General features: G+C 70.5%; 26 protein-coding genes. 18 read left to right on the plus strand and 8 right to left on the minus strand.

Translation table 11 applies throughout. From position 1 onward, the window contains the following. Positions 1-12 precede the first annotated feature (12 nt). A complete protein-coding gene (locus AB0M35_RS11770) occupies positions 13-729 on the minus strand; it encodes a polysaccharide deacetylase family protein (RefSeq protein ID WP_363744283.1) in 717 nt (238 codons plus the stop codon). Next, positions 726-1,727: a glycosyltransferase family A protein gene (locus AB0M35_RS11775; protein ID WP_363744285.1), complete on the minus strand. Its 1,002-nt coding sequence runs from the start codon at positions 1,725-1,727 to the stop codon at positions 726-728. Before AB0M35_RS11775 ends, AB0M35_RS11770 begins: the two co-directional genes overlap by 4 nt. A gap of 274 nt (positions 1,728-2,001) precedes the next feature. Here AB0M35_RS11775 and AB0M35_RS11780 point away from each other — a divergent pair, with 274 nt between their 5' ends. The 10 genes from AB0M35_RS11780 (at position 2,002) to AB0M35_RS11825 (ending at position 12,959) form a co-directional block, all read left to right on the plus strand. Then, a complete protein-coding gene (locus tag AB0M35_RS11780) occupies positions 2,002-3,312 on the plus strand; it encodes an aminotransferase class III-fold pyridoxal phosphate-dependent enzyme (RefSeq protein WP_363744508.1) in 1,311 nt (436 codons plus the stop codon). Further along, positions 3,306-4,325, plus strand: a complete 1,020-nt coding sequence (locus AB0M35_RS11785) for an NAD-dependent epimerase/dehydratase family protein (RefSeq protein ID WP_363744287.1) — start codon at positions 3,306-3,308, stop codon at positions 4,323-4,325. The genes AB0M35_RS11780 and AB0M35_RS11785 overlap by 7 nt, the downstream gene beginning before the upstream one ends. 11 nt (positions 4,326-4,336) lie before the next feature. Then, on the plus strand, positions 4,337-5,305 hold the full coding sequence (locus AB0M35_RS11790; protein ID WP_363744289.1) for a UbiA prenyltransferase family protein: 969 nt from the start codon (positions 4,337-4,339) through the stop codon (positions 5,303-5,305). After that, entirely contained in the window at positions 5,302-6,315 is a 1,014-nt protein-coding gene (locus AB0M35_RS11795) for a glycosyltransferase (RefSeq protein WP_363744291.1), read from the plus strand. Before AB0M35_RS11790 ends, AB0M35_RS11795 begins: the two co-directional genes overlap by 4 nt. Continuing rightward, positions 6,312-7,349 (plus strand): glycosyltransferase, encoded by a 1,038-nt coding sequence (locus tag AB0M35_RS11800; RefSeq protein WP_363744293.1) that lies wholly within the window; start codon positions 6,312-6,314, stop codon positions 7,347-7,349. Before AB0M35_RS11795 ends, AB0M35_RS11800 begins: the two co-directional genes overlap by 4 nt. After that, positions 7,346-8,443, plus strand: coding sequence for an endonuclease/exonuclease/phosphatase family protein (locus AB0M35_RS11805; protein ID WP_363744295.1), 1,098 nt, complete (start codon positions 7,346-7,348; stop codon positions 8,441-8,443). Before AB0M35_RS11800 ends, AB0M35_RS11805 begins: the two co-directional genes overlap by 4 nt. Before the next feature lie 159 nt (positions 8,444-8,602). Further along, positions 8,603-8,821, plus strand: a complete 219-nt coding sequence (locus tag AB0M35_RS11810; RefSeq protein ID WP_013734656.1) for a hypothetical protein — start codon at positions 8,603-8,605, stop codon at positions 8,819-8,821. Positions 8,822-9,000: 179 nt separating this feature from the next. Further along, positions 9,001-10,392: a DEAD/DEAH box helicase gene (locus tag AB0M35_RS11815; protein WP_363744297.1), complete on the plus strand. Its 1,392-nt coding sequence runs from the start codon at positions 9,001-9,003 to the stop codon at positions 10,390-10,392. A 166-nt stretch (positions 10,393-10,558) separates the two neighbouring features. Next, entirely contained in the window at positions 10,559-11,551 is a 993-nt protein-coding gene (locus AB0M35_RS11820) for a PaaX family transcriptional regulator C-terminal domain-containing protein (protein WP_363744299.1), read from the plus strand. 190 nt (positions 11,552-11,741) lie between these two features. Continuing rightward, a complete protein-coding gene (locus AB0M35_RS11825) occupies positions 11,742-12,959 on the plus strand; it encodes a cellulose binding domain-containing protein (RefSeq protein ID WP_363744301.1) in 1,218 nt (405 codons plus the stop codon). A gap of 177 nt (positions 12,960-13,136) precedes the next feature. On the opposite strand, the gene AB0M35_RS11830 is transcribed toward AB0M35_RS11825, so the two are convergent. Next, positions 13,137-14,555 (minus strand): MBL fold metallo-hydrolase, encoded by a 1,419-nt coding sequence (locus tag AB0M35_RS11830; protein WP_363744303.1) that lies wholly within the window; start codon positions 14,553-14,555, stop codon positions 13,137-13,139. Between the two features lie 264 nt (positions 14,556-14,819). Here AB0M35_RS11830 and AB0M35_RS11835 point away from each other — a divergent pair, with 264 nt between their 5' ends. From AB0M35_RS11835 to AB0M35_RS11855, 5 genes are read left to right on the plus strand one after another with little or no spacing between them, the layout of a single operon-like run. Continuing rightward, positions 14,820-15,551, plus strand: coding sequence for a thioredoxin domain-containing protein (locus AB0M35_RS11835; protein WP_363744305.1), 732 nt, complete (start codon positions 14,820-14,822; stop codon positions 15,549-15,551). Further along, positions 15,548-16,948, plus strand: coding sequence for a cytochrome c biogenesis CcdA family protein (locus AB0M35_RS11840; RefSeq protein ID WP_363744307.1), 1,401 nt, complete (start codon positions 15,548-15,550; stop codon positions 16,946-16,948). The genes AB0M35_RS11835 and AB0M35_RS11840 overlap by 4 nt, the downstream gene beginning before the upstream one ends. Next, entirely contained in the window at positions 16,945-17,340 is a 396-nt protein-coding gene (locus tag AB0M35_RS11845) for a BlaI/MecI/CopY family transcriptional regulator (protein ID WP_363744309.1), read from the plus strand. The genes AB0M35_RS11840 and AB0M35_RS11845 overlap by 4 nt, the downstream gene beginning before the upstream one ends. Beyond that, positions 17,337-18,329, plus strand: coding sequence for a M56 family metallopeptidase (locus tag AB0M35_RS11850; protein ID WP_363744311.1), 993 nt, complete (start codon positions 17,337-17,339; stop codon positions 18,327-18,329). The genes AB0M35_RS11845 and AB0M35_RS11850 overlap by 4 nt, the downstream gene beginning before the upstream one ends. Continuing rightward, the gene (locus AB0M35_RS11855; RefSeq protein ID WP_363744313.1) at positions 18,311-18,898 is read left to right on the plus strand and encodes a TetR/AcrR family transcriptional regulator; all 588 of its coding nucleotides are present in this window, start codon (positions 18,311-18,313) and stop codon (positions 18,896-18,898) included. Before AB0M35_RS11850 ends, AB0M35_RS11855 begins: the two co-directional genes overlap by 19 nt. Here the strand turns inward: AB0M35_RS11855 and AB0M35_RS11860 are convergent. The 3 genes from AB0M35_RS11860 to AB0M35_RS11870 all read right to left on the minus strand — a co-directional run bounded on the left by AB0M35_RS11860 (position 18,882) and on the right by AB0M35_RS11870 (position 20,376). Next, on the minus strand, positions 18,882-19,355 hold the full coding sequence (locus tag AB0M35_RS11860; RefSeq protein ID WP_363744315.1) for a hypothetical protein: 474 nt from the start codon (positions 19,353-19,355) through the stop codon (positions 18,882-18,884). The genes AB0M35_RS11855 and AB0M35_RS11860 overlap by 17 nt on opposite strands. Before the next feature lie 128 nt (positions 19,356-19,483). Continuing rightward, positions 19,484-20,194 carry a DUF4386 domain-containing protein gene (locus tag AB0M35_RS11865; RefSeq protein ID WP_363744317.1) on the minus strand — a complete coding sequence of 237 codons (711 nt, stop codon included), beginning with the start codon at positions 20,192-20,194 and terminating at the stop codon, positions 19,484-19,486. A 23-nt stretch (positions 20,195-20,217) separates the two neighbouring features. Further along, complete coding sequence (locus AB0M35_RS11870; protein WP_363744319.1) at positions 20,218-20,376, minus strand: hypothetical protein; 159 nt, start codon at positions 20,374-20,376, stop codon at positions 20,218-20,220. Positions 20,377-20,444: 68 nt separating this feature from the next. Between AB0M35_RS11870 and AB0M35_RS11875 the strand changes: the two genes are divergently transcribed. Next, on the plus strand, positions 20,445-21,377 hold the full coding sequence (locus tag AB0M35_RS11875; protein WP_363744321.1) for a hypothetical protein: 933 nt from the start codon (positions 20,445-20,447) through the stop codon (positions 21,375-21,377). Positions 21,378-21,445: 68 nt separating this feature from the next. On the opposite strand, the gene AB0M35_RS11880 is transcribed toward AB0M35_RS11875, so the two are convergent. Both AB0M35_RS11880 and AB0M35_RS11885 read right to left on the minus strand, forming a co-directional pair. Then, complete coding sequence (locus tag AB0M35_RS11880; protein WP_363744323.1) at positions 21,446-21,895, minus strand: SCP2 sterol-binding domain-containing protein; 450 nt, start codon at positions 21,893-21,895, stop codon at positions 21,446-21,448. Between the two features lie 121 nt (positions 21,896-22,016). Next, positions 22,017-22,238, minus strand: a complete 222-nt coding sequence (locus AB0M35_RS11885) for a hypothetical protein (protein ID WP_363744325.1) — start codon at positions 22,236-22,238, stop codon at positions 22,017-22,019. 197 nt (positions 22,239-22,435) lie between these two features. Between AB0M35_RS11885 and AB0M35_RS11890 the strand changes: the two genes are divergently transcribed. Both AB0M35_RS11890 and AB0M35_RS11895 read left to right on the plus strand, forming a co-directional pair. After that, positions 22,436-23,707, plus strand: coding sequence for a sensor histidine kinase (locus AB0M35_RS11890; protein ID WP_363744327.1), 1,272 nt, complete (start codon positions 22,436-22,438; stop codon positions 23,705-23,707). Further along, positions 23,695-24,354, plus strand: a complete 660-nt coding sequence (locus AB0M35_RS11895) for a response regulator transcription factor (protein WP_363744329.1) — start codon at positions 23,695-23,697, stop codon at positions 24,352-24,354. The genes AB0M35_RS11890 and AB0M35_RS11895 overlap by 13 nt, the downstream gene beginning before the upstream one ends. The last annotated feature ends 52 nt before the right edge of the window (positions 24,355-24,406 follow it).

Raw genomic sequence — 24,406 nt, forward strand, 5'->3', positions numbered from 1 at the left:
CGTCCACGGCAGCTACCGCTGGTCCGGGACGGTGACGAAGCGGAGGCCACGGTCGGTCAGGCGCGGCAGCACCTCGGCCAGGGCAGCGATGGTCTGCGACCGGTCACCGCCGCCGTCGTGGCAGAGCATGATCTGCCCAGGCCGGGTCCGGGACAGCGTCCGAACGATCCGAGGGACGCCGGGACTGCGCCAGTCACTGGGGTTCACCGTCCAGTCGACCGGGGTGAGGCCGAGCGCGGCGGTGGTCCGCAGGACCGTCGACGACCAGTTGCCGCCGGGCGCGCGGAACAGCGAGGGTGTGACCCCGGTGGCGTCCTCGATCTCGCGCTGGGCGTGCTCGATCTGGGCCCGCAGGTCGGGCCGGGTGAGCGCGGCGAACGGCTGCGGGTGCGACATCGAGTGGTTTCCGATCAGATGGCCGGCGGCCAGCACCTCGCGGGCCAGGTCCGGCCGCTCCCGCACCCGGTCACCGATGAGGAAGAACGTCGCCCGCACGCCGTGCCGGTGGAGCAGGTCGAGCAGCGGCGGGGTCCACTCCGGATGGGGGCCGTCGTCGACGGTGAGCGCGATCTCCGCGCCGGCCAGCCCGAACACCGGCCAGTGCGGGCCTCCGGGTGTCGGTCGGCGGCGCAGCGTCTGGTGACCACGGTAGGCGAAGAGCAGGTAGTGCAGCGCCTGTGCGTGCAGGTGCGCGCCCAGCCGAGCGACGGGTCCTCGACGGGTGTTCATCGGGACGTCTTCGCGATGCGCGCCCGGGTCGGTCCGAAGTCGCGGTCGGCGAGGTGGCGCAACCCGCCCACGATCGCTCCGCTGACGACGGCGAGTTGGACCAGCAGATGCACGCCGAAGAAGAAGCCCGTAAAAGCGGGACCGCGCCGGCGCAGGACGAACCGCAGCAGAGCCGGTTCGGCGACCGTGAACAGTACGAGGAACAGCAGCGACAGTACCGGCCAGCCGCCGGTGAGCAACGCCGTCGGCAGGGCCGCCGGCACCAGCGTCGCGGTGAGCAGACCGGCCCGGGTGTTGGCGCGGATGCCGGCCGGCCCTCGTTCGGCCCGGGCCACCGGGATCAGCATCTGCGAGCGGTGGAACTGTTTGCGCAGCAGTGCGCCGAGCTGACTGTCGTCGTCGTGCCGGCAGACCACCGTGTCGGTGAGGACGATGCCGTACCGCCCGCCCATCCGGTCGCCGAGTTCGACGTCCTCGGAGGCGCGCAGCTTCTCGTCGAACAGCCCTACCGCGGTGAAGACCTCACGCCGGATGAGACAGACCGCGAAGAGGGTGGTGCGCACCCGCCCGACGTTGCGCAGCCGCCAGTAGTGCCCGTGCAGCAGCCGGTACGCCTCGACCGGGCCGTCGTCGATCAGGGGTTCGAGCGCGTAGATGCCGTGTACGCAGGCGACATCCGGCTGGTCGCGGAGGATGGCCAGGGCGTTGCCCAGCGCGTCCGGTTCCGGTGCGCAGTCGGAGTCGAGGAAGAAGATCAGATCTCCGGTGCTGGCCCGGATGCCACGGTTACGGGCGGCAGCCGGCCCGGCGTTGCGGTCGGTGACCAACAGCCGGCAGGGGAACCGCCGGGCGACCTCGCGGGTGTCGTCGGTGCTGGCGTCGTCGACGACGATGACCTCGGTCACCGGATGTCGCTGCCGCTGGATCGCCTCAAGGCACGCAGCCAGGGTCTTCGAGCTGTTGTGGGTCGGAACGACGACCGACACCGTGGGCGGCATGACGGGCACCTCAATGGGGTTTCGATAATGCTCGAAGAATTGATCTGCGGCAATTGACTTGCGCCTGACCAAGTTATCGAGCGGCAACCCGACACGCAAGGGTTGCCTTGCGTAGTCAAGGTTGCATCCAGCGAGAGTCCAGGAAAGATCGCGGGGCAATAGTTAGCGTCGCAACATGCCCAATCTCGTCAGTATCGAGGAATGCGAGCGGTTCACCGTTCGTGAGGTGCACGATCTCTATCGGCAGTACGTGAACGCGAGCCAGGTCAATCTGATGACGTCGTTCGGGTTCGGCCGGGATTTGGTGGACAGCGCCGAGGGCGCCTACCTGACCTTAGGTGACGGCCGACGGATCCTCGACCTCACCGGCGGGGTGGGGGTGCTCAACCACGGCCACAACCATCCCCGGATCCTGGCCGCCCGCCAGCGGTTCGCCGAACGCCGGCGGATGGAGGTGCACAAGACGTACTTTTCTCCCTATCTTGCCGCACTCGGCCACAACCTGGCGCAACTGCTGCCCGGCGACCTCTCCATGTCGTTCCTGCCGAACTCCGGGGCCGAGGCGGTGGAGGGCGCCGTCAAGCTCGCGTACAAATACCACGGTGGCCGCCGAGCAACCATCCTTCGGGCGGACTGTGGTTTCCACGGAAAGTTGCTCGGCTCGGGCGGACTCACCGGGCAGCCGCACTTCAACTTCCCGACAATTCCGGGCATCGCCACATTCACGTACGGAGATCTGGATTCCGTTCGGTCGGCTATCGAGCAGCATCCCGGCGACGTCTATGCCCTCATCGTGGAACCGTTCAGCGCCTCCACCATTCAGTGGTGCGACGAAGACTTCCTCCGAGGCGTACGCGAACTGTGCGACCGACACGACATCGTGCTCATCTTCGATGAGATCTACACCGGTTGGGGCAAGACGGGCAGCCTCTTCTACTTCATGCGCTACCCCGACCTGATCCCGGACGTGCTGACCACGAGCAAATCCTTCGGCGGCGGCAAGTCGTCCATATCGGCCTTCGTGGCCCGCAAGCCGGTGTTCCGCAAGGCGTACGACAACCTCACCGACGCGCTGTTGCAGAGCACCAGCACCACGTACTACGGCATGGGCGAGGAGTGTGTCACCGCCATCGAGGCGATCAACATCGTGGTGGAGGACGACTACCCGGCGCGGGCACGCGCGTTGGAGCGCGTCCTCGAACCCGCCCTCGACCGGCTGGCCAAGGCGCACCCGGAGGCGGTCGGCCGGGTGGCGGGTGCCGGAGCGCTCTGGGGCGTGCACATCGACGGCGGGCCCCGGATCCTCGATCTGGTCGCGCGGCTCGCCCCGGCGGGCATGGCCCGCGACCCCCGGTTCAAGGCCAAGCTGGTGACCTGCGCCGTCATCAACGCGCTCTACCGGGACCACGACATCTTCACCTACTACACCCTCAACGGACTCAACCCGCTGGTCATCGGACCGTCGCTGGTCACCGAGCCGGCCGACGCGCAACGCGCGGTGGAGGCCCTCGACGAGGTTCTCAGCCAGGGGCTGACCCGGCTGGTCACCCGGTTCGTCGCGCAGAAGGTGGGGACGCTGTGGTGATCGCGATCACCGGTGCCGCCGGCATGCTCGGCTCCCGGCTGGCCGAGCGTCTCATCGCCGACGGCCACCAGGTGCACGGCGTCGACCTGCGGGCCGAGAGCACGGTCAGCCACGTCGGGGACATCCGCGACCCCGGCCTGTTGGACCGGGCCTTCACCGGAGCCACCGTCGTGATCCACTGCGCGGCGGCGCTGCCCAGCTACCCGGCCGACCAGATCCGGTCGATCATCGTCGACGGGACGGGCAGCGTCTTCGACGCCGCCCGACGGGCCAGGGTGCAGCGGGTCCTGCACGTCTCCTCCACCGCCGTCTACGGGCTGCCGAAACAGGTGCCCACCCCGGAGGAGTACCCCCGGACGCCGGTCGACGCCTACAGCGCGGCCAAGGCCGCCGCCGAGGAGATCGCCGAGCGGCACCGGGCCGACGGCCTGCCGGTGGCGGTGCTGCGCCCCAAGACCTTCGTCGGCCCCGGACGCATGGGCCTGTTCGCGATGCTCTTCGAGTGGGCCGAGGAGGGCCGCAACTTTCCGGTCCTCGGCCGTGGCGACGTGCGGATCCAGATGTTCGCCGTGGACGACCTGGTGGACGCGGTGATCGCCGTGCTGGGCGCCGACGACGACGTCGCCAACGACACGTACAACCTCGCCGCCGAGCGTTTCGGCACCCTCCGGGAGGACTTCCAGGCCGTCCTGGACGCCGCAGGCCACGGCCGACGGGTGGTCTCGCTGCCGGCCCGGCCGGCGCTCGTCGCCCTCAGCCTGCTGGAACGCAGCCGTCTCTCACCGGTCTACGGGCGGCTGCTGCACAAGCTGATGGCCGACTCGTACGTCAGCATCGACAAGGCCCGGCACCGGCTGGGCTTCCATCCGAAGCTGTCCAACCAGGACGCGATCCTGCGCACCTACGAGTGGTGGCGGGCCGAGCGACACCGCAACCAGCCGACCCGCGACGGCCGGACCAGCCGTGATCCGTGGCGGCAGGGTGTCCTCGCCGCCACCCGGATCTTCTTCTGACGACGGCCACGATGACCGCCGCCGAGACCGTGGTGGAGCCGGTCGCCCCGGTCGCACCCGACCGCGTTGCGCGCCTGCCTCTGCTGCCGCGCCACCTACTCGTCCTGGCCCGCCCGGGCCACGTCGTCAAGAATCTGTTCACCGTCCCGCTCGCCCTGGTCGACACCCCGGTCTGGACCGCCTCGGCGCTGTGGCGGTGCGCGTGGGCGGTGGCCGCCTTCACGCTCGCCTCCTCGATGATCTACGTGGTCAACGACATCGCCGACCGCCACCTGGACCGGGCACACCCGCAGAAACGGCACCGGCCGATCGCCGCCGGGCACGTCCCGGTCCCGGTGGCCTGGGCGTACGCGGGCCTGCTCGCCGCCGCACTGATCGCGCTCACCGTCAACGCTCCCCCGATGACCTGGTGGCCACTGGTCGCCTACCTGTTCCTGAGCACCGCCTACAGCAGGTGGCTCAAGCACCTGCCGCTGCTCGACGTCTGCGTGGTCTCCGCCGGTTTCGTCCTGCGGGTGATCCAGGGCTACGCCGCGACCGGCACGCCACCGGCCAGCCTGCTGCTGACCGCGGTGTTCAGCGGTTGCCTGGTACTCATCCTCGGCAAACGCCGGCACGAACTCGCCGCCCTGGGCACCGGGCACCGGCCCGCCCTGGACGGATACAACCTGCTGCTCGCCGACCACCTGCTCGGTCTCACCACGACCCTGGCCGGCACCACCTTCGTGCTCTACCTGAACATCGACGCGCCGATCGAGGCCTACCCACCGATCGTGCTGGCGCTCGTCGTACCGCTCGGACTGCTGGCCGCATTCCGGTACCTGCAGGCGGTACTCGTGCTGCGCACCGGCGGCGATCCGATCCGGATCCTGCTGCGCGACCGGACGATCGTCGGGTGCGCCCTGCTGGCCGGTGCCCTGCTCGCCGTGGCACAGCTCAACGCCCGCTATCCACACCTGCTGACCTGGACGGAAAGATGAGCCCTCCCCTGGTGTCGGTCATCGTGCCGAACTACAACTACGCCCGCGCGCTGCACCTCTGCCTCGATTCCCTGCGGGCACAGACGTACCCGCAACTGGAGATCATCGTGGTGGACGACTGCAGCACCGACGACTCGGTCTCGGTCGCCGAGGCCCACGGGGCCCGGGTCGTGCGTACGCCGAGCAACAGCGGCCCCGCCGCGGCCCGCAACCTCGGCGCGACGGTTGCGGCGGGCGAGATCCTGTTCTTCATCGACTCCGACGTGGCGGCCCGCCCCGACGCGGTCGCCAACGCGGTCGACCTGCTCACCGCCGACCCGGCGATCGGGGCGGTCTGCGGCAACTACGACCCGGTGCCGCTGATCCGCGACAGCCTGCTGGAGGAGTACCGCTGCCTCCAGCAGTCCTACTGGCTGATCGCCGACGAGGGCCGGATCAGCACGCTCTACACGGCGCTGCTGGCCATCCCGGCCCGGGTGTTCCACGAGATCGGCCCCTTCAATCCCCGGCTGCGGGAGACCGAGAACGCCGACTACGGCCTGCGGCTCGCGGAGCGCTACGAGATCCTGCTCAGCCCCAGGGTGCGTGGTGTACACGACCACGACCACGAACTCGGGGTGCTGGTCCGCAAGGTGTTCACCCGCACGGCGTTGCACATCCCGATGTACGCCCGCAAGCCGGAGTTCCCCGGCGGACTGCGCAGTGGCCCACGCGCCTGGGTCAGCATCGCCGCCCCGCTGGCCGTCCTCGCTCTCGTGCTGCCGCTGCTGCTCGGCCCGGCGTACCTGCTGGTGCCGCTGGCCGCGTCCGCCGCCTTCGTCGCCGGTGACCTGCCGATGTACCGGTTCGTCCGGGCCGAACGCGGATGGTTGTTCCTGGTCTACTTCGTCGCGATGCACTTCTTCCTGAACCTGGTCATCGCGGTCGCCGCGGCCTCCGGCGTGATCGCCTGGCTGGCCTCGCGCCGCTTCCGCCGGCTCTACGACCGTCCGGAGGTCGTCACCCGATGAACGCGCTTCCACTGGTCTCGGTGATCGTGCCGAACTACAACTACGCCGAGTCCCTGGATCTGTGCCTGCGGTCCATTCTCGACCAGACCTACCCCAACATCGAGTTGCTGATGGTCGACGACTGCAGCACCGACCAGTCCGTGGCGGTGGCCGAGGCGCTCGGTGTCCGCGTGCTCAGCACGGGCTCCAACGGCGGCTGCGGCACCGCCCGCAACGTCGGCGCCGCACACACCGACGGCGAGCTGATCTGCTACGTCGACTCCGACCTGGCGCTGGCACCGGACGCGATCGCGAGCGCGGTCCGCATCCTGCGGGCGGAACCGGCCGTCGGTGCGGTCTGCGGCATCCAGGATCCCGAGCCGTTGCTCCACGACACGATGGTCTCCCGCTACCGTGGCCTCCAGTACCACTACTGGTCGCTGAGCTCGGAAGGTGACGTGTCGTTCCTCTTTCCCGCCGTCTGCATGATCCGGCGGACCGTGTACGACGAGATCGGGCCGTTCAACCCGGCCCTGCGGCAGACCGAGGAGGTCGACTACGGCTACCGGCTGACCCGGCGCCACCGGATGCGGCTCACCTCGGAGGTACGCGGGCGGCACGACCACGACCACGAGTTGCGCGGACTGCTGCGCAAGCTGTTCCACCGGGGGCGGCTGCGCATCCCGCTGTACGCGCGGGCCCGGCGCTTCGGCAAGGGCTTCGAGACCGCCTCCCGCGCCTGGGGCAGCCTCGCCGCGTTCCTCAGCCTGCCGGCGCTGGCCGTACCACTGTTGCTGGGGCCGTGGGGAGCCGTGCTGCCGGTGCTGCTGCTCGTCGCCTCACTGGCCTGCGATGCCGGGATGTACCGTTTCGTCCTGCGTCGGCACGGGCCGCTGTTCCTGCTCGCCTTCGCCGGGCTGCAGTTCCTGGTCAACGTGACGATCACGGCCGGGGTGGCGACCGGCGCGGCGCAGTGGCTGCTGTCCCGGCCCTTCCGCCAGCTCTACGACGCCTCGTTCCCCATCGACGGTAAGCCGCAGTGGAATTCGGCGTGACGACAGTCGCTCCGGCCGACACCGCCGCCGACCAGACCTCGCCCACCCGCCCGGCCGGGCGGGGCTGGCCGACGGGGGTCCTGGTCGGCGGCGCGGCGCTCTGGCTGGCCTTCACCGCCGCGCACCTGGTGTTCAGCGGGCGCTGGTGGCTCTGGCTCGCGGTGGACACCGTGCCACCAGTGGCCTTCCTCCTCGTACCCCTGGCGTTGGGTGTCGGCGCGGCGGTGAGCCGCCGCCGCGCCGTGGCGCTGCTCGCCGCCGCCGGGCTGCTGCTCGGCGCGGGACTCGGCGGGGTGAACGTCCGGTGGTGGCAGGGCGGGGACGGCACCGCCCCGCCCGACGCGCTGCGGGTGTTCTCCTGGAACACCGGCTACTGGGACGAGTGGGGCGAGACCGAGGCGCTGTACCGGGTGCTGCGCGACGCCGACGCCGACGTCTACCTGTTGCAGGAGTACTGGTACGAGCAGGGTCGGCCGACGGAGGAGACCATCGGCCGACTGCGCGCCGAGTTTCCCGGTTTCCAGGTGGTGGTCGTCGGTGAGCTGGTCACCCTCTCCCGCGTGCCGGTGCTGCGGCAGGTGCCGGTGGAACCGGTCGGCCTGCCACCGGAGGTCGCCGAGGCCGGCGACGAGTGGCGCTACAAGAGCCTGCGTACCGACCTGGACATCGGCGGTGGGCGAGTGCTGTCGGCGTACAACGTGCACCTGCCGGTGCAGCTCTCACCCGAGCACGGCCCGTTCGACGGCGACTTCTACCGGATCATGCGCGAGCAACGCGCCCAACGGGAGCCGCAGTGGCGGGCGCTGGCCCGCGACGTGGCCGACAACCCGCACCCGGTGCTGCTCGCCGGTGACCTGAACACCACCCCGGCAATGGGTGACCTGCGTAAGGTGCCCGACGGCCTGCGCGACGCGCAGTACGCCATGTCGTCGCCGTACCCGGCGAGTTGGGCGTACCGTCCGGGCTGGCCGCACTGGTGGCGGCTCGACTGGGCGTTCGTCTCGCCGCAGGTGCGGGTGCATTCCTACCAGTTCGGCGACGCGCGTGGCGCCTCCGACCACCGGCCCCAGGAGCTTCTGGTGTCGCTTCGGTGATCCAAGACACGCTTCGTGCCGCACCGGTCACCCTCTGGTCAGGCGGAACATTCCTGGATGTCCGCTCCGAGCCTCCTCGGTCTCCCCGTCACCGTACGCACACCCGTTGCCAAGATCGTCAACATTCCATCCTCGGAAGTTCTGCTATACGGTCGAGGGGTGAAAACCGAGCGTCACTGGTGGAACGGCAACCGCACCGTGCGCGGACGTCGCGACGTGTACATCCGCACCGACGGCGAGTCGTGGGAGGTGGAGGCCCGTGCCGGCGGCGAAGCCGGCCGATCGAAGATCCACCAGTGCCCCGGCCGGCAGTCGGCGGAGATCCTGGCCCGGGCATGGATGGACGAACAGAGCCGCTGGCAGGTGGTCTCCCCCTGATCGGCCGGGCGCGTGCCCGTCGGCCACGTGTCGGCGGGCAGCGGGGCCCTGGGAGCGGCTTCGAGTAGACTGACAGCACGGCCCGCCCAGCACGGCGGCCGGGTTCGATGTCCCACGCCACGCGCCGCGGCCGAACGGTCAGCGCCGGGCGGGACGTCCCTTCGACGTTCGGAGCCTTCATGGCGGCACGCCGCCCACACCAGAGCACCTCGCCCGACTCGCCCACCTTCGCCGACCTCGGCGTACCCGACGCACTGAACCGCGTGCTGGCCGCGAGCGGGGTCGACCGACCGTTCCCGATCCAGGCCGCGACGCTGCCCGACGCGCTCGCCGGGCGGGACGTGCTCGGCCGGGGGCGCACCGGTTCGGGTAAGACCTACGCCTTCGTACTGGCGGTGCTGACCCGCCTGGCGGCCACCGCGAAACCACGGCGGGCCGGGCGTCCCCGGGCGCTGATCCTGGTACCCACTCGTGAGCTGGCGACCCAGATCGACAGCGTGATGGCGCCGCTGGCGCAGGCCCTGTCGCTGCGCACGATGACCGTCTTCGGCGGTGTCGCCGCGCGACCCCAGATCGCCGGGCTACGCGCCGGAGTCGACGTCCTGGTGGCCTGCCCGGGTCGGCTCGCCGACCATGTCGGAACCGGCAACGCGCACCTCGACGCCGTCGAGATCACCGTGCTGGACGAGGCCGACCACATGGCCGACCTCGGCTTCCTGCCCACCGTGCGACGACTGCTGGAGCAGACCCCGCGCAGCGGGCAGCGGCTGCTGTTCTCCGCCACCCTGGACGCCGGCGTCGATGTGCTGGTACGGCGGTTCCTCACCGAGCCGGCCGTGCACAGCGTCGACACGACTCTGTCGCCGGTCACCGCGATGGCGCACCACGTGTTGCACGTGCACGCCGAGGACCGATTCGAGGTGCTGGTCGAACTGACCGCCACGCCGGGCCGCACCGTGGTGTTCACGCGCACCAAGCGGGGCGCGAAAACCCTCGCCCGCCGGCTGGTCGCGGCCGGGGTGACCGCCGTCGAACTGCACGGCAACCTGGCCCAGGGCGCACGCACCAGGAACCTGCAGGCGTTCTCCGACGGGCAGGCACACACGCTGGTCGCCACCGACATCGCCGCCCGGGGCATCCACGTCGACGACGTGGCCCTCGTCGTACACGCCGACCCGCCGGTGGAGCACAAGGCGTATCTGCACCGGTCGGGCCGTACCGCCCGGGCCGGTGCGGCCGGGACCGTCGTCACGCTGATGACCGACGGACAGGTGCCCGAGGTGCGGGAACTGACCCGCAAGGCCGGCATCAAGGCGACCACGACCCGGCTGCGCCCGGGTGACGCGCTGCTACGTGAACTCGCCCCGGGCGAACGGACCCTGATTCCCCGGCCGGTGACGCCGGCGGCCGACGTTCGGCACGAGGCACCGCCCACCAACGGCGGCCGGGGCCGACGCGGAGGCAAGCCGGCCACGGCGGCGGCACCGTCGACGCGATCCGCACCGGCGCGCGGTGGCGTGGCTGCCTTCTCCGCCCGGGCCCGGCCCAGCGCCCGCCGCGGCGGGCGCTGACCAGCCCGGACAGCGGGCCGAGAACGCCGGTCACCTGGTGAAGCGACGCGCCGCTTCACCTCCCGGATGTCCTCGGGGAGACGACGCTCGCAGATCACCGGCAGCAGACCTGGGCTCGCCCTCGCCTGACGGCACGGTGGGCGACCCGGTACGGCACCCTGATGAGGTGTACGCCGAAGAATCCGCCGATACCGTCCGATTACCCCGGGCCCAGGCCGGGTCCAGCCCGCAACACCTGCTGGCTACCCTGCTCGGCGAATATCTCGACTCGTCGGACGCCGATCTGCCGTCGACCGCGGTCATCGCCATGCTGCGGGAGTTCGGGATCAGCGAATCCAGCGCCCGGGCCGCGCTGTCGCGTCTGGTCAAGCGCGGGTTGATCGCCAGGCGTGGGGACGCGCGGCCGCCGGTCTACCACCTGACGCCGCAGGCGATCGCCAAGCATCGCTCGCGGATGCAGCACTTCCTCGACTTCGGTGCCCGTCCCCCGCAGTGGACCGGCGCCTGGGTGCTGGTGTCGTTCTCGATTCCGAGTTCCGGTCAGACGTTGCGTCACGCCGTACGCAGGTCGTTGAGCGCGCTGCGCTTCGTGGGCCTGTACGACAGCGTGTGGATCCGACCGGGCTCCGATACCGCGGCGGTGCGCCGCGCGTTGGACGAGTTGTTGCAGCACGTCGAGGATGCCCGGTGGTCGGTCATGCACGTCCGGTTCGACGAGGAGTCCGGGCCGCACGGACCCGCGAGCGCGTACGACCTGGCCGCTCTGGCCGCCGGGTACTCCCAATTCGTCCAGCAGTACGCCGAGCTGCGGGAAGCCGCCCGCAACGGGAAGGTGGACCCGGTCGCAGCGCTGGTGGCCCGCACGTCCGCCATGGACTCCTGGCGTAAGTTCGCGGACTCCGACCCCGATCTGCCGCAGCATCTCCTCCCGCAGCCGTGGCCGCGTCAGCAGGCCCGGGACACCTTCCTGGACATCCACAACGCGCTCGGTGCGCTGGCGCAGGCCCGCCTCGTCGAGGTGGTCACGCCGTACTGGCCGGACGCCGTTTCGTGGGTCACGCACTTCCGCGCGTCGAGCGACCCCGCGCGACCGGAGCCGGTCCGTGCAACGCCGACCGGCCCGCCGTCGCAGGCTGACCCGAATCGTTCGTTACATTGACACTTTTCGTTGCGCTGGTAATAGTTACTGCACACACCGCTCCCCTTTTCAGTCGCCTGTGGGGACCGCAGCCGGGCGGTCAGGGCAGCCACATCGACTCGCGGCCGGTGCCGACCTTGGTCAGGGCACGGCTGGACAGCGGCCACCGCCACCGCAGGGAGTGCCACCATTGACATCCCCTGGAGGGTGCATGAAAAGGAGATCGAAGGTCTACGCGGGACTCGTCGCCCTCGTCGTCCCGGTCACCTCTGTGATCATGGCGATCAGCGTGAGTCCGGCCAGTGCCGCAGTCGGCGGCTCCGGCCCGTACCCGGCCGACTACGAGACCTCGCCCAGCCTGGCCAACCACACCATCTACCGGCCGCAGAACCTCCCGGCCGAGCGGCTGCCCATCCTGGCGTGGGGCAACGGCGCCTGCTCGGGCAACGGCCTCTCGCAACACAACTTCCTGCGTGAGATCGCCTCGCACGGCTTCCTCGCCGTGGCCAACGGGGCGCCGAACGGCTCCGGCTCCACCAACGCCCAGATGCTCACCCAGACCATCGACTGGGCCGTGGCGGAGAACTCCCGGCAGGGCAGCAAGTACTACAACAGGCTCGACACGACCAAGATCGCCGTCGCTGGTTTCTCCTGCGGAGGTCTGGAGGCGTACGCCGTCTCCAACGACCCGCGCGTCACCACGACCGGCATCTTCAACAGCGGTCTGTTGAACGACGCCGACGACTACCAGCTCCGGCGGCTGACCAAGCCGATCGCCTACTTCATCGGCGGGCCCAGCGACATTGCCTACCCCAACGCGATGGACGACTGGGGCAAGCTGCCCGCCGGGCTGCCCGCCTTCATGGGCAACCTCAACGTCGGGCACGGTGCCACCTACGACCAGCCCAACGGCGGCGAGTTCGCTCGGGTGGCGACGCTCTACTTCAAGTGGCGGCTCAAGGGCGACACCGCGGCCGGGGCCAACTTCGTCGGCGCCAACTGCGGCCTGTGCGGCAGCCAGTGGGTCGTCCAGCAGAAGAACCTGACGCTCGAGGGAGATCCGCCCCCCACCACTCCGCCCCCCACCACTGCCCCGCCTACCACGCCACCACCCGCCAGCCCGCCGCCCGGCGGAAGCGGCTGCACGGCGGTCTACACCGTGCAGGACCAGTGGAACGGCGGCTTCGTCGCCAACGTCAACGTCACCGCGGGAAGCACCGCCCTCAACGGCTGGACAGTCACCCTGAACCTGCCGAGCGGCGTGTCGGTCAGCAACGTCTGGAACGGCGTGTCCACCGGCAGCAGCGGCATCATCACCGTGAGGAACGAGCACTACAACGGACAGGTGGGCGCCGGTCAGACCACCAGTTTCGGTTTCCAGGGCACCGGAAACGGTAGCGGAACCGCCGCCGTCTGCAGCGGTAGCTGAGGGCACCGGTAACCAACCAGGGCCTCGAACGGGCCGGTGCCACGGCACCGGCCCGTTCGAGCGTGGTTCCGCGCCACGAGGCCGGACTCAGGTTGGGACGCCGCTGGTTGATTGACCACGCGGCAGGCAGGCGGGCAGCCGGAACGAGACATCCGATCCCGGCGTGCCTCTTTTCGGTCACCGACCGCCGGTCGGCGTCGTCGGCGCGACCATGGCGAGACCTGCCGCCTCGGCGCGGTCGAACTTGTCGTCGATGACGACGACCTCGCGACCGGCGTTGGCCAGCAGCGACGCGCCGGCGGTGGCGCGGTAGCCCGATCCACAGTGCACCCAGACGGTGCCGGCGGGCACGTCGGCGAGCCGCTCGGGCAGGTCAGGTAGCGGGATATGGACGGCCCCGTCCACGTGGCCGTCGCGCCACTCGTTGGTCATCCGCACGTCGAGGACCACGTCCGGGGCGGGCAGTCCGGCCGCGAGGCGTCCCTCGCGGGCGGCGGCGAGGGCCCGGAAGTCGGCCATCGGCAGCTCCCGCAACTGCCCGGGCTCGACCGCCCACCGCTCAGCCTCGCCGGTGGCCTGCGCCACTGGCCGGTCGATGCCGATGCGGACCAACTCTCGCTGGGCGTCGGCGATCTGCTCCGGGGTTTCGGCGAGCAGGGTGACCGGCGCACCCCAGTCGATCAGCCAACCGAGCCAGGTCGACATCGGGCCGTCGAGCCCGAGGCTGACCGTACCGGCCAGGTGGGTGGCGGCGTACGCCTTGCGGTGCCGCAGGTCCACGATCCACTGGCCGGCGGCGATGCGCTCGCGGAGTGCGGCGGCGTCCGCCCGGGTCACCGGGGTGAGGTCGACCGGGGCCGGTCCCGCGAGGTTCGCCACGCCCATGTGGGCGTAGTACGCCGGGTAGTAGTCGAGGCCGGCGAGGGTCTGGGCGACGAACTCATCCGCCGCCAGGCGCAGCACCGGGTTCACCTGCTTCTCCCGCCCGATGGTCGAGTCGGGGGCGTCGGCCTGGCTGGCCGAACAGAAACTGCCGAAGCCGTGTGTCGGCCACACCTGCACCCCGTCGGGCAGCAGGTCGGCCAGCCGCTTCGCCGAGGCGTACTGCTGGTGGGCCAGGTCGTTGGCGTACTGCTTGCCGAGCAGGTCGGTGCGGCCGGTCGTACCGAACAGCAGCGATCCGCCGGTGAAGACGCCCACCGGCCGCCAGTCGCCGCCGGTGGCCTCGTCGAGGACGTACGACAGGTGGTGGAAGGTGTGGCCCGGGGTGGCGATCACACGCAGGCGCAGGTGGTCCGAGACGGGTACCACGTCGCCGCCGGAGACCGGCATTCGCGCGAAGTCGACCTCGTCGGCCGCGGCGAGCAGGTACTGCGCGCCGGTCACCCGGGCGAGTTCCAGGCCGCCGGAGACGTAGTCGTTGTGGACGTGCGTCTCCACCACGTGGGTGATCCGCACCCTCTTCTCGCCGGCCAGATACAGCACCCGGTCGATGTCGCGCTGCGGGTCAACCACGACCGCCTGTCGCCCGTCCGAGGCCAGGTAGCTGCGGTCGCCGAGTGAGGATGTCGCGATGACGTGTACGTCTACTGCCATTACTCGCTCTCCCTTCCCATGTGCCACGTATGCCGAGGGGGTGTCGTGCGCATGGAGACTTCTCAGCATGAGGTGACTACCCGTCCATGCCCCCAGCACGCGCCGACGGGCCATGACACCAACGACAAAAGCCGCTTTACCGCCTCATTTCCGGACACCTCCGGCGACGACCACCGGGCCGCACACTCCTACTAGCCGTGCTAGTACTATGCTTCATAGTACTAGGCTTTCTAGTAGTTGTGGATCGGACTGGAGGAGGCACCGATGAAGCCGTCCCGTGGGGGTGCCGGGAAGACCCCGCCGATTCGCAGGGCAGCCGGCTGGCTGGGTCCCGTCGTGGTCATCGCGATCGTCGCGGTCCTCGCGATCATCGCCAGGCCGACCGACAAGCCGTCCGGCCCGGCTGCCGGCGCTGCCGGAACGGCCGGCGGCCAGGAGGAGAATCCCTTCGCCGGTCTGGCCCGGCGCGCACCCGGCGATCCGGTCGCGCTCGGCGAGCCCGATGCCCCCATCGTGGTCATCGAGTACGCCGACTTCCAATGCCCGTTCTGCGGCAAGCATGCCCGGGAGACCGCACCCAGGCTGATCCGGGAATACGTCGACCAGGGGCTCGTCCGCATCGAGTGGCGTGACCTGCCCTACCTCGGCGACGAGTCCCGGGCCGCCGCAGCCGCCGCTCGGGCCGCCGCAGCCCAGGGGAAGTTCTGGGAGTTCCACGACGCGCTGTACGCCAAGCAGCGCCGGGTCAACAGCGGAGCGCTCAACGATGCCGCCCTGCGGGACATCGCTTCGCAACTCGGCCTGGACCTGGCCCGTTTCGACGCCGACCGGGCCTCCGCCGTCACCCGGGAGGCCATCGACCAGGACCGGCGGGAGGCCGCCTCGATGGGCCTCACCGGCACACCGGCCTTCATCGTCGGGGACACGCCCATCATCGGCGCCCAGCCGTACGAGGCCTTCAAGCAGGCCATCGACAAGCAGCTGGACGCAGCGTGAGCCAGGTCGGTTACCTGGCCGCCCTGTTGGGCGGGGCACTCGCCCTGCTCAGCCCGTGCAGCGCCATGCTGCTGCCGGCCTTCTTCGCGTACGCCTTCCAGAACCCGCGTCGGTTGCTCGCCCGCACCGGCGTCTTCTACCTCGGCCTGGCCGCCGTCCTGGTGCCGCTCGGCGTGGGGTCCTCGGTGGTGGCCAACGCCTTCTTCCAACACCGCGACACACTGATCCTGGTCGCCGGATGGTCGATCATCGCGCTCGGCGTCGTGCAGTTGGCCGGCAAGGGGTTCGCCTTCGGGCCGGCGCAACGGCTGCTGGGCCGGATCACCGGGAACTCCCCGCTGTCGGTCTTCGCGTTGGGCGCGGTCTACGGGCTGGCCGGTTTCTGTTCCGGTCCGATCCTGGGTGGAATCCTCACCGTGGCCGCCACCTCGGCGCGGCCGGCGATCGGGGGCGCCCTGCTGGCCGTCTACGCGCTGGGTATGACCGTGCCCCTGCTGCTGCTCGCCCTCGTCTGGGACCGGTGGCGCATCGCCGAACGGCGCTGGTTGCGGGGCCGGTCGTTCGCGGTGGGTCGGCTGCGTCTGCACAGCACGTCGACCCTCTCCGGCCTGCTCTTCATCGCGCTGGGCGGGTTCTTCCTGGCCTTCGACGGCACGGCCGGCCTGGCCGGCGGCTTCGGCCTGACCGACATCGAGAGCACCGCGCAGGAATGGGTCACCGGCACCCTCGGCGGCGTACCGGACGAGTTGGTCCTCCTGGTCGTGGGGCTGGCCGCGACAGCCGTCCTGGTACACCGCCGCCGCCGTCGCAGCGCCGCCGACCCGGCGGCCGGCCTGGAGAGCACCACCGCCGACCCGGCGACACCGGCCGCCGCGTTGCCGTCCGCAGCCGGGCTGGCCGGGGTCGACGTGACGCCCGGCCGGGCGGCCTGGCCGGCTCGACGATGGTTGGTGGCGATCCTCGGCGCCGTGGTGACCACGGTGGCGATCGCCGTTCCCACCGCCCTGATCGACACCCCCTTCTTCGGTCGCGAGGTGGCCGTCACCTGGTGGGCGTGGCCGGTGCTGGTGGTGACCGCAGTACTGTCCGGGCTGCTGCTGGCGACCTACGTCGGGCCCACCGGGCCGGCTGCGGGCCACACCGGGACGCGGACCGGCGTGACCGGGGCCGCCCTGTCCCTGTTCGCCGTCGGCTGCCCCGTCTGCAACAAGATCGTCCTGATCGCGCTGGGCTACAGCGGGGCGATGAGCTGGTTCGCTCCGGCGCAGCCCGTACTCGCCGTGGCCTCGATCGTCCTGCTCGCCTGGGCGCTGCGGCGTCGCCTCGCCGGCGAGCGTGCCTGCCCGACTCCGGCCGGGTCGAAGCTGCTCGCCACCGACGGTACGGTCGACCGGTGAGCCGAGATCGACGGAAGGACCCGGGCAACGACCGCCCACTGGGTCCGCTGGAATCCGTGGTGATGGACGCGCTGTGGGCAGCGGCCGAGCCGCTCACCGTGCGGCAGATGGTCGACGCGATGGCGGACCGCCACCTCGCCTACACCACGGTGATGACGGTCCTGGACAACCTGCACCGCAAGGGCTGGGCGGACCGCGAACTCGCCGGCCGGGCCTACCGCTACCGCCCGAAGGCCAGCCGGGAGGAGCACGTCGGACAGCTCATGGCCGAGGCGCTCTCCTCGGCCGCCGACCAGCACGCCGCACTGGCCCGGTTCGTGGACGCCATGCGGCCCGAGGAGGCGGCGGCGCTGCGCGAGCTGCTGGATCAGCGCGGAAGGCCGAGTTCGTGACCAGTCTGGTACTGCTGGCCTGGGCGACCTCGGTGGCGCTGCTGGCCCGTCCTGCCCTGACCGGGCGGTGGACGACCTCCCTGCCGCGCCTCACGATCGGGCTGTGGCTCGGTGCGGAACTGTCCGTCACCGTCGCCGTCCTCTCCGCCGGGCTGTTCGTCGCCGTACCGCCGGCTGCGCTGGCCGCCGGCCTGGACGGCATCGTCACGGCGTGCGTCCGGGCGTTGGCGGGAATGGGTGCACTGCACGGGGCCCTCGCGGTGACCGCGCTGCTGGCCACCGCGATCCTGGTCGCCCGCCTGCTGGTCAGCTTCGTCCGCACGTTCGTCTCCGCCCGCCGCTGGCGTCGCCGGCACCTGGCCGCGCTGCTGCCGCTGAGCCGGCAGGACGCCGATGGTTGGACGATCGTCGACCACACGGAGGCGGCGGTCTACTGCCTGCCCGGCCGTCCGGGCAAGGTCGTCGTCACCAGCGCCGCGTTCGACGCCCTCACCCCCGACGAGTTCGCGGCCGTACTGCGGCACGAGCGCGCACACCTGCGCGGCCGGCACCACCTCCTCGTCGCCCTCGCCGCCGCGTTTCACCGCGCGCTACCGGGACTGCCGATGGCCGAGACCGCCGAACGGGAGATCAGGCGGCTGGTGGAGCATCTCGCCGACGACCGCGCGAGTGAGCACCACGGGCGGCAGGCGGTCGCCACCGCGATCGTGCGGCTCGCCGACCGCACCCCCCGGCACGCACTCGGCGCCGCGACGGGTGCGGTCGAACGGGTACGCCGGATGCTGGCCCCGCCGGCCCGCCCCCGGATCCGCCATCGCCTCGTTGCCGCCACTGCGATCGCACTGCTCCTGGCCGGGCCGTCGGCCGTGACGGTTGCCTCCGCCGGTGTGGCACTTCAGGGCGCCACCTGTCCGATCGGCTCACAACCGTCCGGCGGGAGATCAGTGTTCGAGAAACAGGATGAGGCGGAATGGCCATCGACGGGGTGACCGCCAAGCGCGCGGACGCGCGCCGCAACGTCGAGTCGATCCTTGACGCCGCAACCGCCCTGCTCGCCGCCGACCCGGCGGTGAGTGTCAACGAGATCGCGAGGGCTGCGGGCGTAGGCCGGGTCACGCTCTATGGTCACTTTCCGTCCCGCGCGGCGCTGGTCGAGGCGGTCAGCCTCCGTGTGATCGCGAGCACGAACCAGGCCCTAAGCGCGGTCGACCTCGACGGTGATCCACGGGACGCGATGGCCCGCCTGCTAGAGGCGACCTGGCAGCTCACGTACCGTTTCGGCGCGATCGTGCTAGCGGCGAGCGACGCGCTGACGCCGGAGGAGATGCGGCGCGTGCACGAGGAGCCGGCGCGCCGGATGCACGCTCTCGTCGAACGCGGTCGGGACGAGGGGGTGTTTCGCCGTGACATGCCGCTGCTGTGGCAGCTCACGACCATTCAGGCGGTGCTGCACGGGGCGGCCGGCGCGGTGCATCGGGGCGATGTGACGGCGGACGACGCCACTCGGCTCGTACGCGACACCGTGCTTGCGGCGCTTGCCGTCACGCCGTCAGGGTGACAACGAGTACGCCTACCCCGACCAGCACGTCCAGTACGCCACAGAATTCCGCGAGGGAGCGCACGACGACGCGCTGCGTACGGTGATGCCACACATCCCAGGCCGCGTGCGCGAACAGGGCGACACTGACGATGATGCCGCCGGTGACGTGGTCGGCCCGCACGGCGAGCAGCGCCGCCGCCGCGAGCACGAGCATCGCCGCTGACTGCATCGGCAGGGACCACACCGGCCGCAGGCCCGCCCGGAGGGCCCCGAAGGCGGCGAGGGCGCCGGCGGCGACGCATATCCACAGCACGGGATCGAATGCGGTACGAAGGCCGAGCCCGATGAGAACGAAGGTGACACCGAACGCCGGCCACGCTGCGCCGGGACGTCCGACGGCAGCTGCCGCGAGATAGACGAACCCCGACGCCGCCACGACGGAGGCGATCTCACCACCATGGTCGATCCCGAGCACGGTACCGACCGCGACCAGGATGCCCAGAGCCGCTGGCCACCGTCGCAGGAGCTGCTCGCCGGTTCTGGCCACGACGTCCCCAATCTCGAACATTCATGTTCGAGATAAACCGTACGCCGTTGTTCGAGTTATGTCACGATGTCGACCTGCGGGGCGGGTTGGGTGCTGGCGGTGACCATCCCCGCAGTGACCGGGGAGGGCCGGAAGCCCCTGACGATCAGGTAGACGCCCAGCGAGAACTCCCAGACGGCGATGGGCAGGGCCCCGATCGCCGTCACCGGCGACAGGCGGTCCCAGAGACCGAACAGTACGCACACGTCGGAAGCGAGGAGCAGGGGCGCTCCGACGAGCCCGAGCACCGGAAGAATCCGTGGCACGAGGCGTGACTGGTACAACAGGGAACCCAGCAACAACGCGTTCAGGACCGGGATGAAGCTCTGGCTGACCAGGAAGACCGAGTCGTAGAAGGCAACCAGCATCTGACCGGTGACCACCGCCTCCGCCCCGGCTCCGCCCCGCCGCAGACCGACGATCGTCAGGAGAGCCGCGACGCCGACGAAGATGCAGGCTGCTTCGAGGACCCGGACGCTGACGAAGCCCAGCGCGCGGGCTGCACCCTGCCGCTTGACCACCGGGTACAGCACGACGGCGGTGCCGATGCAGGCGAGGGCAACGATCAACTCAAGAGCACCGCCGACGAGGACCGAGGTTTCCGAGGTGGTGCCGACGATGTAGTCCGCCTCGCGCACCGGATCGTAGAGCGCGACGGTCGGAATCGAGACGAAGGTGAGCACATAGAACCCACCCGCGACCAGTGAGGTTTTCCTCAGCGCGTCCATCGCGGCTCCTTCGATGCGGTCAGTCAATAGACGGTCGTCACACCGTCACCCTCCTGCCGGTCGATGCGGCAGCGGATCGGCCACTCGGACAGTCCTGCGGTGCCAAAGGAGGACAGTTCTCGCAAGGCCGGCACGACAGCCATCGTGGCCTGCTGATCGTTGCCGAAGTCCGCACGATCCAAGAGGCCTGCCGCGCGTTGACCTCCGATGCTATGTGCGCGGAACAGAGCACGACGGAAGGACGATCGACATGGCCAACCTGCACAGCCGCGAGGCACTACCGATACATACGACGAAAGCCCGGCCACCGGTGCGGGCAACCCTGATCGCCGTCCTCGGGGGAATCCTGCTGGCTGTCGTGTGGTCGTTCGAACTCGTCGACTCGGTCATCGGCGACACCGTGGCCAACGCGGCGCTCGGCCACGACGCCAAGACCACTCCCATCACCGGGACGGCTGCCGGCCTTCTCTTCGCCTTCGTGTCCGGGCTGGCCGGCACCTTCACCGCCTGCAACATCGCCATGATGGCGTCGGTCGGCCCGCTGACCCAGGCCAGTACGGAACGCACCGGGATCGTCCGGCACACCGTCGCCGCGCTCCTGCGCCCGGTCGCCTGGATGACCGTCGGAATGGTGTCCGTGTCCGCGCTGTACGGCGCGATCGGGGTGATGCTCGGTGACCGGCTGCCGCAACTGTCGACCGAGGTCGTCGGCGAGATGCCGGTCCGGCTCATCCAGTCGTCCGTCGTCTTCGGCCTCATCGGGCTGGCGTTGGCCTACCTCGGCCTGGCCGCCCTCGGCATACTCCCCGACGTGTTCGCCCGTCGCCCGGTGGCGCGGGTGGTCACCATCGGTGCCCTGATCGGCGGCTTCCTCATCGGCAGGCCGTACCCGCTGTTCAACAAGCTGTTCCACTGGGCCGTGGACACCGGGAACCCGCTCAACGGGGCACTCGCGTTCGTCCTTCAGTCCCTGGGCAACATCCTGATCGTGGCAGTTCTGTTCGCCATCATCGTGCTCGTCACCCGGGGTCGTTTCCTGCAGTGGGCGGCCGACCCCTCGCGCAGCGCCGTGGTGACCGGAGCGTTGATGCTCATGCTGGGCGTCTTCACCGTTGTCTACTGGGATCTGCGAGTCCCCGCGATGTTCGGGGTGGGCTGGTTCCCGATGATGCCGTACCGCTGAGGGGAACCTCCGGCGTCGAAGGTTGACGCGAGGTCCGATCGCGTCGGACGCGGTCGGACCTCGTCGGCTCAGGGCCGGGGGGCGGCGAACAGCTTCGGGAACCGAGCGGTCAACGCGAGGTCGCCGCGAGTCTGCAGTTTGCCCTTCATCACCAGCATGATCGCGTGCGCGTTGCCGGTGACCAGGCGGACGAAGTCTGCGGCAGCGAGGTCCAGGGTCAGCTGCGGCTTGCCCTCGGCGCGGGGCGACAGCGTACAGACCCCGTCGGCGATGACCATCTCGTAGCTGTCGACCCCACCATCGGGCCGGTCGCCGATGCGCCAGTGCACCACCGCCCGGGTCCGGCCGGCGACCTCTGGCCGGAATGCGGAAGGCATCCCGCCGATCAGGTGGTCGAGAATCTCCGTCCGCCGTTCACCGTTGAGGACCTGACGAAGTTCCTCGATCGGGGTGCGCTTGACCAGCCGGGCGAACTCGACCGGTTCCATGACGTCGACACGTACGTCGTGGATGGACATCGGACTCCTTCGGGCCGGCGGGCTGGTCCATCTCATCGTCGCGGTGCCGCGCTGATCACGGCATCTTCCATGCTGCCCAGCTCCGCTCCGTGGCCGACGCGCGCCGTACCGCCGGTCGCTCTCAGCCGCGACGACGGCGGTAGTGGTGTACGACCAGCGCGACCGCGGAGGCCAGGGTGACCAGTCCGAACCCGGCGCCGATGAGTACGTTCGCACCGGCGAACGACATGGTGGCGTTGGTGGCGGCGCTGACGATCAGCAGCAGCCACAGCACCGGACGGAGCAGGTTACGTCCGCCCTCCGGCGCGGCGACGGTCTCGGCTTGGGCGATACGTTCGGCCATGACTGCTCCCTGGGGTGTGGTTGACGATGACCACAACGCTAGGTGCCCGGTAGGCCGCCGACGATCCAGTCAGCCACCCGACCCGGGTACAGCAGGCTGTACCTTTCGCACCGTCGTGGGCCGGCTCCGACCGCCGTCGCCTATCGTCTGGTGCCGGGGAGGTGCACATGCCGGGCACAGACGCTGGTGGGGATTCCGTGGCAACCTCCGCCGTGGCCGGGCCGGATCGCGAGCGCGCGGTACGGCGGTACGTGCGCGAGCGCGTACGGATATCCGTCGACGCCCTGGAACAGCTCGTCGGTGGCCTCGGTACGGCGATCCTGGCGTCGGCGGCGTTGCTGCTGCTGGTCGTGGTGGCGCTGGCCTGCGTGGTCGGCATCGGCCTGCTGGGGATCCCGTCCGCGTTGAAGGCGGTGCGGTCGGCCGCCGGACGGGAACGGGCCCGGCTGTCACGGTCGGGGTTCCCGCTGCCCGAGCCGCCACCGGTACCCACCGGAGCGCGGGAAGCCCTGCGCGATCCGTGGATGCGGCGCGAGTGTGTGTTCGTGGTCACGCACGGCACGGTCGGCTTCGCGCTGGGCGTGATCGGGTTGTCGCTGCCCCTCTCGGCCGTGCAGAACCTGCTGTTCCCGCTCTACTTCTGGTTGCTGCCGCCGGACATGGGTGGCCCGGGTCTCGTCGTCTGGCGCATCGACGGGCTGCTCGACGCGCTCGTGGTCGCGCTGATCGGTGTCGGCTGGCTCGCCGTGGCCGTGGCGCTCGGCCCCAGGATGGCCCGCCTACAGGCGTTGCCGGGACGACGGTTACTGGCACCGCCGCGCGACGTCGACGCCTCGTTGCGGATCGCCGAGCTGACCGCCACCCGCGCCGCCGCGCTGGACGCGCATGCGGTCGAGTTGCGCCGCATCGAGCGTTCCCTGCACGACGGGGCGCAGAACCGGCTGGTCGCGGTCACCGTGCTGCTCGGCGCCGCCCGGCGGGCGCTGGCCCGTGATCCGGCGCAGGCAGCGGAGGTGCTGGACCGGGCCCAGGACGCGGCCGAGTCGGCGCTCGCGGAACTGCGTACCGTGGTGCGCGGCATCCTGCCGCCGGTGCTCGACGACCGGGGGCTCGCCGGTGCGCTGCACGGACTGGCCGCCGGCAGCGCCGTGCCGTGCACGGTCGAGGTCGACGTACCGGGCAGGTGCGCCGCATCGGTCGAGGCGACGGCGTACTTCGTGGTGGCGGAGGCGTTGACCAACGTCGCCCGGCACAGCGGAGCCGGCGCGGCGGCCGTCACCGTCCGGCGCGACGCCGACCGGTTGTACCTGTCGATCACCGACGACGGTCGCGGCGGTGCCGACGAGCGTCGGGGCTCAGGGATCGGCGGCATCCGACGGCGGGTCGAGGCCCATGACGGCCGGTTCACCCTGACCAGCCCACCCGGTGGGCCGACGACGATACTCGTGGAGCTGATGTGCGGATCGTGATCGCCGAGGACGACGCCCTGCTGCGCGAGGGGTTGGCGCTGCTGCTGCGGGCCGAAGCCCTCGACGTGGTCGCCACCACCGACTCACCGGCCACGTTCCTGTCGGCCGTGGACACCTTCCGGCCGGACGTGGCGATCGTCGACGTCCGGATGCCACCCACGCACACCGACGAGGGCATCGTCGCCGCCGTCGAGGCCCGCCGCCGCCATCCCGGCCTCGCGGTGCTGGTCCTCTCGGCGTACGTCGAGCAGGCGTTCGCCACCGACCTGCTGGCCGAAGGGGCGACACGGCTCGGCTATCTGCTCAAGGAACGGGTCGGCCGGGTCGAGGAATTCCTCAGCGCGCTGCACCGGGTCGCCGAGGGCGGCACGGCGATCGATCCGGAGGTCGTCAGTCAACTGTTCGCCCGGAGCCGTCCCGACAGTACGCTCAGCCTGCTCAGCGCACGCGAGCGCGAAGTGCTCGCCCTGATGGCCGAAGGACTCGGCAACACCGCGATCGCGGAACGGCTCTTCGTCACCGAAGGTGCCGTGCACAAGCACATCCGCAACATCTTCGCCAAGCTCGGCCTCGCGCCGGACGACCGTGCCGACCGGCGGGTGACAGCCGTCCTGCGGTACCTCAAGGACACCCAGGGCCGTAGTTAGTACAGCCTGCTGTACCACGGTTGGCCCGTACGCTAGATCGATCATCGACCGG

This window comes from Micromonospora sp. NPDC051196 (assembly GCF_040682415.1).
In the GTDB taxonomy this organism is placed as follows: Bacteria; Actinomycetota; Actinomycetes; order Mycobacteriales; family Micromonosporaceae; genus Micromonospora.

Coding starts and splice junctions, on each gene's coding strand:
- AB0M35_RS11770 (WP_363744283.1), bottom strand. CDS start 729: ATGAACACCCGTCGAGGACCCGTCGCTCGGCTGGGCGCGCACCTGCAC.
- AB0M35_RS11775 (WP_363744285.1), bottom strand. CDS start 1,727: ATGCCGCCCACGGTGTCGGTCGTCGTTCCGACCCACAACAGCTCGAAG.
- AB0M35_RS11780 (WP_363744508.1), top strand. CDS start 2,002: ATGACGTCGTTCGGGTTCGGCCGGGATTTGGTGGACAGCGCCGAGGGC.
- AB0M35_RS11790 (WP_363744289.1), top strand. CDS start 4,337: ATGACCGCCGCCGAGACCGTGGTGGAGCCGGTCGCCCCGGTCGCACCC.
- AB0M35_RS11795 (WP_363744291.1), top strand. CDS start 5,302: ATGAGCCCTCCCCTGGTGTCGGTCATCGTGCCGAACTACAACTACGCC.
- AB0M35_RS11800 (WP_363744293.1), top strand. CDS start 6,312: ATGAACGCGCTTCCACTGGTCTCGGTGATCGTGCCGAACTACAACTAC.
- AB0M35_RS11815 (WP_363744297.1), top strand. CDS start 9,001: ATGGCGGCACGCCGCCCACACCAGAGCACCTCGCCCGACTCGCCCACC.
- AB0M35_RS11825 (WP_363744301.1), top strand. CDS start 11,742: ATGAAAAGGAGATCGAAGGTCTACGCGGGACTCGTCGCCCTCGTCGTC.
- AB0M35_RS11830 (WP_363744303.1), bottom strand. CDS start 14,555: ATGGCAGTAGACGTACACGTCATCGCGACATCCTCACTCGGCGACCGC.
- AB0M35_RS11835 (WP_363744305.1), top strand. CDS start 14,820: ATGAAGCCGTCCCGTGGGGGTGCCGGGAAGACCCCGCCGATTCGCAGG.
- AB0M35_RS11855 (WP_363744313.1), top strand. CDS start 18,311: ATGGCCATCGACGGGGTGACCGCCAAGCGCGCGGACGCGCGCCGCAAC.
- AB0M35_RS11865 (WP_363744317.1), bottom strand. CDS start 20,194: ATGGACGCGCTGAGGAAAACCTCACTGGTCGCGGGTGGGTTCTATGTG.
- AB0M35_RS11875 (WP_363744321.1), top strand. CDS start 20,445: ATGGCCAACCTGCACAGCCGCGAGGCACTACCGATACATACGACGAAA.
- AB0M35_RS11880 (WP_363744323.1), bottom strand. CDS start 21,895: ATGTCCATCCACGACGTACGTGTCGACGTCATGGAACCGGTCGAGTTC.
- AB0M35_RS11885 (WP_363744325.1), bottom strand. CDS start 22,238: ATGGCCGAACGTATCGCCCAAGCCGAGACCGTCGCCGCGCCGGAGGGC.